Origin of the sequence: Mycolicibacterium houstonense, assembly GCF_900078665.2 — a bacterium.
Classification (GTDB): domain Bacteria; phylum Actinomycetota; class Actinomycetes; order Mycobacteriales; family Mycobacteriaceae; genus Mycobacterium; species Mycobacterium houstonense.
The window spans coordinates 1,936,741-1,945,306 of sequence record NZ_LT546207.1 but is presented as its reverse complement, the minus strand read 5'-3'; the positions used below and the strand labels follow the sequence as shown (position 1 = coordinate 1,945,306).

At 70.1% G+C, this 8,566-nt stretch carries 2 protein-coding genes; one reads left to right on the top strand and one right to left on the bottom strand.

The window, feature by feature from the left end; translation table 11 throughout:
* A partial coding sequence (locus BN4332_RS09765; protein ID WP_066898255.1) for an acyltransferase domain-containing protein occupies positions 1-3,663 on the top strand: 3,663 nt, incomplete at its 5' end.
* 33 nt (positions 3,664-3,696) lie between these two features.
* On the opposite strand, the gene BN4332_RS09760 is transcribed toward BN4332_RS09765, so the two are convergent.
* Complete coding sequence (locus BN4332_RS09760; RefSeq protein WP_066898254.1) at positions 3,697-5,346, bottom strand: (2,3-dihydroxybenzoyl)adenylate synthase; 1,650 nt, start codon at positions 5,344-5,346, stop codon at positions 3,697-3,699.
* Between the last annotated feature and the right edge of the window lie 3,220 nt (positions 5,347-8,566).

Below are 8,566 nucleotides of genomic sequence, written 5' to 3'. Positions count from 1 at the left end.
GCCGGCCTCGACGCCCTGGCCCGCGGTGAATCCGGCGCCGGCCTGGTCGCCGGTGAGCTGCCGGGCGGGCAGGCCCGCGACGCGGTGTGGGTGTTCTCCGGGCACGGTTCGCACTGGGCCGGCATGGGCCGCGAACTGCTCACGGCCGAACCGGCTTTCGCCCGCGTGATCGACGAGGTCGACGAGGTCTTCGGGCGCGAGCTCGGCTTCTCGGCCCGCCAGGCGCTGAGCACGGGTGAACTCGGCGGCACCGACCGGATCCAGGCGCTGACCTTCGCGATGCAGGTCGGGCTGGCCGAGGTGCTGCGCGAGCGCGGGGTACGGCCCGCAGCGGTCATCGGGCACTCGGTCGGCGAAGTCGCCGCGTGCGTGGTCTCCGGCGTGTTCGAGTTGCGCCAGGGAGCTGCCGTGGCGTGCTACCGGGCCCGCGGCTTCCGCTCCGTGATGGGTTGCGGCGCCATGGCTTTGGTGCGCCTGCCGTTCGCCGAGGCCGAGCAGCGGCTGACCGGCCGCACCGATGTGGTGGCGGCGATCAGCGCATCGGCCGAGTCCTGTGTGATCTCCGGAGTCACCGCCGCGGTCGAGGACGTCTGCCAGGCCTGGTCGGAGCAGGGCATCGTGGTGCGCCGGGTGAACACCGACGTGGCATTCCACAGCCCCGCGATGGACGATCTGACAAGTGCGCTCGCCGCAGGCGTGGCCGCTCTCGAACCACCTCGCGATGCGGTGACCCCGCTCTACACCACGGCATTGGCCGATCCGCGGTCCACCGCGCCCAGGGGCGCCGACTACTGGGTGCACAACCTGCGCGGGCAGGTCCGGTTCGCCGAGGCCGTCACCGCCGCGGCCGAGGACGGACACCGGCTGTTCCTTGAGGTCTCGGCGCATCCGGTGGTGTCGCACTCCATCGTCGAGACCCTGCTGCACCTCGGCATGGAGGACCACGCCGTCATCCCGCTGTTGCGCCGGGACACGTCGGAGACCACGGCCGTCACCACCGCGGTCGCCTCGCTGTACTGCCACGGCGCCGACGTGGAACATGGTGTCGCCGAAGCGGATCCGTGGGCCGACGACCTGCCGGTCACCCAGTGGCAGCACCGCAGGTTCTGGCGGGTTCCCGCCGCGGCGCCCGGCGGGCGGGCGGTGCACGATGCCACCGGTCACACGCTGCTGGGTGGGCGCACCGACGTGGCCGGCCCGGTGGCGACGCGCCTGTGGCAGACCCGGGTGGACTTCGACACCCGGCCCTACCCGGGGGACCATCCGGTGAAGGGCACCGAAATCGTGCCTGCCGCAGTGCTGTTGAACACGTTCCTGTCGGCGGCCGGCGTCGGCGCCGGGCTGAAAGACGTGTGGCTGCGCACGCCGGTGGCCCCGGCCCGGGCCCGGGACCTCCAGGTGGTACTGACCGACCGTGAGCTGACCTTGGCCTCGCGACTCGCCGACACCGCCGAGGACCAGGACGGCGGTTGGCTGACGCACAGCAGCGCGGTGGTCGCCGGCGACACCGACGATGCCGGGGCCATCGACGACCGATTGGACCTGGCCGCGGCCCGAGCGCGCTGCACCGAACAGTTGCCGCCGCGGCACGTGATCGACACCCTGGCCGAGCTCGGGGTCGCCGCGATGGGATTCGCCTGGGACATCGAGGATCTGCGCCGTGGTGACGGGGAACTGCTGGCCCGGGTGAGCTCGGAGTCCGACGGGTCGCAGCCCACCACGTGGGCCTCACTGGTGGATGCGGCTACTTCGGCCGCCTCGACGAGCTTCGACGGTCCGCCGCGGCTGCGGATGCCTGCCCGCATCGAACAGGTGCGGGTCTACGGTGCGCCGCCGGCCACCGCGATGCTGTCGGTGCGGCGCAGGCCCGGGACCACCACCACCGACGTGGTGATCACCGATGAGGCCGGCGCGGTGCTGTTCGCGATCGGCGGGATGACCTTCGAGGAGCTGGAGAATCCGGGCCGGGAATGGTCGGCCACCGACGTCCACCGGATCGTGCACCGGGTGGCCTGGCATCCGGTGTCCGCGCGCGACGAGCAACCGCCGTCCGGGGTGGTGCTGGTCGGCGGTGACGTCGACCGGCTGGAGACCGCGGTGGACGATTTGGCCGCGGCCGGCGTGCCCTACCGGGCGGTGGAAGACCCTGCGGAACTGGAAGCGATCATCGAATTCGGCTCTTTGCCAAGAGAACTCGGTGACACCGCGGTGGTGCTGGTGTTGCCGCGCGACGATGACTCGCCGGAGGCCGCCGTCGAACTGGTGACCAGGACGCTGGCCGTGCAACAACAGCTCGGCATGTCGGCGCGGCTGTGGGCGCTGACCGTCGGGGTGCACGAGGGGAGCAATCTGACCCATGCCCCGCTGTGGGGATTGGCCCGCGTCGCCGCGGCCGAGCATCCACAGCTGTGGGGCGGTGTCCTGGACGTGGCCGACGGCCGACTGCCGCTGTCGGCGCTGGGATCGCTGGCCGGACACGGTGTTCTCGTGGTCCGCGACGGCGTGGCGCTCGCCGCGCGCCTGGCCGCCTCGGGAACGGACTCGGCCGCTCCTGCGGCGGTCCCGATGCAGTGCGTGCCGGGTGGCACCTATCTGATCACCGGCGGAACCGGAGTGCTCGGCCTGCGGGTGGCCCAGCGGTTGGCCGATCTCGGTGCCCGGCGCCTGGTGCTGCTGTCGCGGTCGGGTCTGGGCGACCGCTCGGCCTGGGCCGACGGCGTGCGGTCGGACGCCGTCCGCGCAGTCACCGCGCTGGAGGAGCGTGGCGTGTCGGTCACCGTCGCCGCGGTCGACATCGGTGCCCCCGGATCGGCAGAGGCGCTGCGAGACGTGCTGCGTCCGCTGCCCCCGGTCCGTGGTGTCATCCATGCCGCCGGGGTCGAAGCCGGTGCGCTGCTGATGAACACCAGTTCCGATGAGTTCGCCGCGGCGATGCACCCGAAGGTGCACGGCACGCTCGTGCTGAACGAGGTGTTCCCGCCCGAACAGCTCGACTGGATGGTGCTGTTCTCGTCGTGTGGCTACCTGGCCGGTTTCCCGGGCCAGGGCGCCTACGCCTGCGCCAACTCGTTCCTCGACGTGATGGCCCGGTACCGGCGCAGCCTCGGCGACCGCACCACGGCCGTCGCCTGGACGGCCTGGCGCGGGCTCGGCATGGGGTCGGCATCGGAATTCGTTGCGGCCCAACTCGATGCGCTCGGCATGGGCACCGTGGGCGCCGACGACGCGATGCGCGCCCTGGATCTCGCGATGGGTGAGGACACGGCCAATGTCGTGGTGTTGCCGGTGCTTCCGGCGGCCGCTGCGGTGCCGATCCTGGCCGACGTGGCTCCCGACGACGAGCCCGACGACGATTCGGCGCCGGCGTCGGTGGCGGGGGAGTACGACCCCGACCAGCTGGCCGCCCACGTGTTGTCCGCGGTGGCAGGCCAATTGGGGCTGGCGGAGGCCGACGTGAACGTCGACCTGCCGTTGGTGGAGCTGGGTGTGGACTCGATCATGACGGTACGGCTGCGCCGTCAACTGGAGAAGCAGACCGGCCTGTCCCTGCCGCCGACGCTGTTGTGGGAGCACCCCACCGCCGCGGCCGTCACGGCCAGGATCATCGAGCTGCTGGCTCCGGCGGTGGGACGCGAGGTCAGTGAGGACGTCGCAGTATCCTGACCTGCAGTCTCCTGACCTCGCGTCGCGCCGCGGTCACCCGGTGATCGCGGCGATCAGCTTCTTCTTGTCGACCTTGCCCACCGCGGTGGTGGGCAGGGTCGGCATCGGTACCAGCACGTCGGGCCTCGCGTGGGCCGACGCGCCGCGCTCGTCGAGGAACTCGTTGAGCTCGGCCAGGGTGACCGGTGAGCCCTTGAAAACCACGGCGGCGCAGATCTTCTCACCCAGGTACTCGTCGGGTAACGCCACGGCCGCGGCCGCGTATACGGCCGGATGGGTGAGCAGATGGTCCTCGAGATCGGTGGCCGACACCGTCTCGCCACCGCGGTGGATGACGTCCTTGATCCGGCCGGTCACCTCGACGTAGCCGGCCCGCGGCCCGTCGGCGAAGATGCGGACCCGGTCGCCCGTGCGGAAGAAACCGTCGGGGCTGAACGAGCGGGCATTGGCCTCGTCGGCACGGTAGTAGCCGTTGAGCGTGTAGGGGCCGCGTACCAGCAGCTCGCCCTCGCACCCGGGGGCGACCTCTTGGCCGTCCTCGTCGACCACCCGCATCTCGTCGTGGGGTGACATCGGCCGGCCCTGGGTGTTCTCCACCACGTCGATCGGGTCGCCGGGGCGGGTGAAATTCAGCATGCCCTCGGCCATTCCGAAGATCTGCTGCAGTCCCGGGCTCAGGCCCTGATAGATGAAGCGGGCCTCCTCCGGTGACATCCGCGATCCGCCGACCTGGACCACTCGCAGCGAGGTGGGCAGTTCCGGTTCCCAGTCACAGGCCTGGGTCCACAGCTTGGCCAGGGCGTTGACGAGTCCGGTCACGGTGACGCCGTGAGTGTTGATCAGGGCGAAGGCGGATTCGGGACTCGGGTCGTCGGTGTAGACGGTGGTCGCCCCCACGGTCATCGAGCCGAGCAGGCCGGGGCAGGCGAACGGGAAGTTGTGCCCGGCGGGCAGCACCGCCAGATAGACGTCGTCGTGCACCATCTCGCAGGCCTGGGCGCAGGCCGCGGCGTTGTACCGGTAGTCGTCGTGGGTGCGAGGGATGAGCTTGGGCAGGCCGGTGGTGCCGCCGGAGACCAGCAACACGGCGGGTCCGCTGGTGTCGACGGTGATGTCGGGTGGGCCAGGATCGTCGAAATCCTTGAGCGCGGACCAGGGTTCGAAGGCTCCCGGGTCGCCGTCGACGAGGACGTGACGCAACCGCGGGTGATCGGCGACGAGTTGTGCGGCCAGCTCGCGGTAGTCGAATCCGGCGATGGTGTCGGGGATCACCAGCCCGACGGCGCCACTGACCTCGGCGAAATGGCCGAGTTCGGCCGACCGGTGGCCGGGCAGGCACAGTACCGGCACTGCTCCGGCGCGCAGCAGACCGAAAGCGGCGACGGCGAATTCACGTGAGTTCGGGAGCTGGACCAGGATCCGGTCGCCGGGGGCGATCCCGCGGTCGGCGAGTGCGGCGCCGATGCGGTCGGCCAGCGCGTCCAGTTCGGCGAAGGTGTGGCTGCCGGTGGCATCGACGACGGCCGCCTTGTCCGGCCAGTTGTGGGCTGCCTCACGCAGGATGCTGTCGAGCGCTTTGCCCTGCCAGTACCCGGCCTGGCGGTATACCTCGGCGCGGTCCTCGGGGAATGGGGTGAATCCGTTCGCCAGTTCGTCCTGTTCACGGTCAAAACCGGTGGTCATCGGTGTTGTGACTCCCGTCAGGTGGGTCTGTTGACAGATCGAATATAGGGTAACCTCCACGAAGTTAGGGCAGCCTGCACTAATAGTTCGGTGCCAATGATTCGGAGGTGTGGTGAGCGTGGTTGCGACGAGTTCCCAGACGGTTCGCGACGAGGTCGCCGCACTCCTGGGGATCAGCCCCGACGACGTGGACCCGCACGCCGATCTGATCGCCTCCGGGCTGGATTCCATCAGGATGATGTCGTTGTCGGGCCGGTGGCGTAAGCAGGGGATCAACGTCGGATTCGCCGCGCTGGCAGCCAATCCCACCGTCGCGGCGTGGATCGACCTGGTCGCCGAGCATGCCCCGGACGCCCCGGCCGAGGATCCGGTCGCCGACTCCGCCGCCGGTGGTGACGAGGGCGAGCCGTTCCCGCTGGCACCCATCCAGCACGCGTTCTGGGTGGGGCGCAACAATGACCAGCAGCTCGGTGGGGTCGGTGCGCACCTTTACGTCGAATTCGACGGCGCCGCAGTAGATCCCGAGCGGCTGCGGACCGCCGCGGCCAAACTGGCGGCCCGCCACCCGATGCTGCGGGTCGAGATCCTGCCCGACGGGACCCAGCGGATCGGCGACCGCGAGCTGCCGGTCACCGTCTACGACCTGCGCGACCTCGATCAGGCGGCCGCCGAGGCGCAGCTGGAGCTCACCCGGGAGGCCAAGTCCCATCAGATGCTTCACGACGAGGTACTGCAACTGAGCCTCTCGTTGCTGCCGGATGGGCGTACTCGTCTCCACGTCGACATGGACATGCAGGCCGCCGACGCGGTCAGCTACCGCAACTTCATGGCCGATCTGGCCGCCCTGTACCGCGGTGTCGAGCTGCCCGCCCTGCGCTACACCTATCGCGAGTACCGGGCCCGGCTGACCGCCTCGACGCCGCCGCCGCCGCAACAGGACGTGCAGTGGTGGGCCGAGCGGGTGCCGGATCTGCCGGATCCGCCTGCGCTGCCGTTGGTTCCGTTGTCCGATCAGCGCAACCCGCACCGCAGCATCCGGCTGTGGGAGATTCTCGACGTACCGACCCGCGACGCGCTGTTCGCCGCGGCCCACCGCCGCGGGATCACTCCGGCCATGGCGGTCGGCGCGTCTTACGCCAATGCGCTGGCCCGCTGGTCGACACAGTCGCGGTTCCTGCTCAACCTGCCGATGTTCGGCCGGGAGCCCTACCACCCCGATGTGGACAAGCTGGTCGGCGACTTCACGTCGTCGCTGCTGCTCGACATCGACCTGACCGGAGCCGATACCGCCGCGGCCCGGGCGCGGGTGATGCAGGAGACCCTGCACGCCACCGCCGCGCATTCCTCGGTGTCCGGGCTGGACGTGCTGCGCGACATGAGCCGTCACCGGGGCAGCCAGACCCTGGCCACCATCGTCTACACCAGTGCCCTCGGACTGGGCGACCTGTTCGCCGGCGACGTCACCGACCAGTTCGGTGCGCCGGTCTGGACCATCTCGCAGGGCCCCCAGGTGCTGATCGACGCCCAGGCGACCCCACTGGCCGACGGGCTGATGATCAACTGGGACGTCCGCACCGAGGCGTTCCGGCCCGGCGTGGCCGAGGCCATGTTCGCCTACCACCTGGCCGAATTGCGCAGGCTCGCCGCCGACGACGCGGCCTGGGATGCGGCCGACCCGCCGGCGATCTCCGAGGAGCAACGCCGGGTCCGGGCCGAGCTGAACTCCGCGACCTCGACACCGAGCGGCGACGTGCTGCACAGCGGATTCCTCGCCAACGTCGCGGCCACCCCGGATGCTCCCGCGGTGTTCTGCAGCGCCGGGGACCTCACCTATGCCGAATTGCACGACAAGGTGCTCGCCGTCGCGGCCGCGCTGCAGTCGCGCGGTGTCTGCCATGGCGAGGTCGTCGCGGTGCTGGGCCCCAAGAGCGTCGAACAGGTCATCGCGCTGCTGGCCATCTCGATGGTCGGCGCCGCGTATCTGCCGGTGGGGGTGGATCAGCCCGCCGATCGGGCCGCGCGCATCCTGCACACCGGCGGGGTGGACTTCGCCCTGGTCTGTGGTTCGGGGTCCGATCATCCCGAGCTGCCTCACCTGACCGTCGCCGACGCCGAGATCATCGGTGACCCAGCGCATTTCGAGGCCGTCGAGGTGGTCCCGGACGATCTGGCCTACGTGCTGTTCACGTCCGGTTCCACCGGCGAGCCGAAGGGCGTCGAGATCACCCACGACGCGGCGATGAACACCATTGAGTTCATCAACGACCACTTCGACATCGGCCCGGCCGACCGATGCCTGGCGCTGTCCCACCTGGAATGCGACCTGTCGGTGATCGACATCTACGGCACCCTGCGCTCGGGTGGCTCGATGGTGGTCATCGACGAGGAGCACCGCCGCGATCCCGACGTCTGGGTCCGGTTGATCGATGAGCATCAGGTGACCGTGCTGCACTTCCTGACCGGGTGGCTGGAGATGTTGGCCGGCGTGGGATTGGCCGCGGACTCGCTGCCGTCGCTGCGGGTCGTCCCGACCGGCGGCGACTGGGTGCGCCCGGACCTGGTCCGGGCCCTGCGCACGGCCGCGCCGCGCATGCGCTTCGCCGGGCTGGGCGGGGCCACCGAGACCGCGACACACAACACGATCTTCGAAGTCGGATTCGGCGAGGACGCCCTGCCGCCGCACTGGACCGCGGTGCCGTTCGGCGTACCGCTGACCAACAACTGCTGCCGCGTGGTCGACTCCCGCGGTGACGACTGCCCCGACTGGGTGCCGGGCGAGTTGTGGGTCGGCGGGCGCGGCATCGCCCGCGGATATCGCGGACGCCCTGACCTGACGGCCGAGAAGTTCGTCGAACACGACGGGATTCGCTGGTACCGCACCGGGGACCTGGTGCGCTCCTGGCCCGACGGCACCCTGGAGTTCGTCGGCCGGGCCGACCACCGGATCAAGGTCAGCGGCTTCCGCATCGAGCTGGGCGAGGTCGAGGGGGCCCTGTGCCGGGTTCCCGGCGTCGACGCGGCCGTGGCGGTGCTGGTCCCCGCCGAGGGTGGCCACGATCTGCTGGGCGCGGTGGTCCGGGCCGATCAGCACGGCCTCGAAACTGTCCCTTATACACCTCTTGATGTGTATAAGAGAAAGGCCAGCTAGATCGGAAGAGCACACGTCTGAACTCCAGTCACTGACCAATCTCGTATGCCGTCTTCTGCTTGAAAAAAAAAA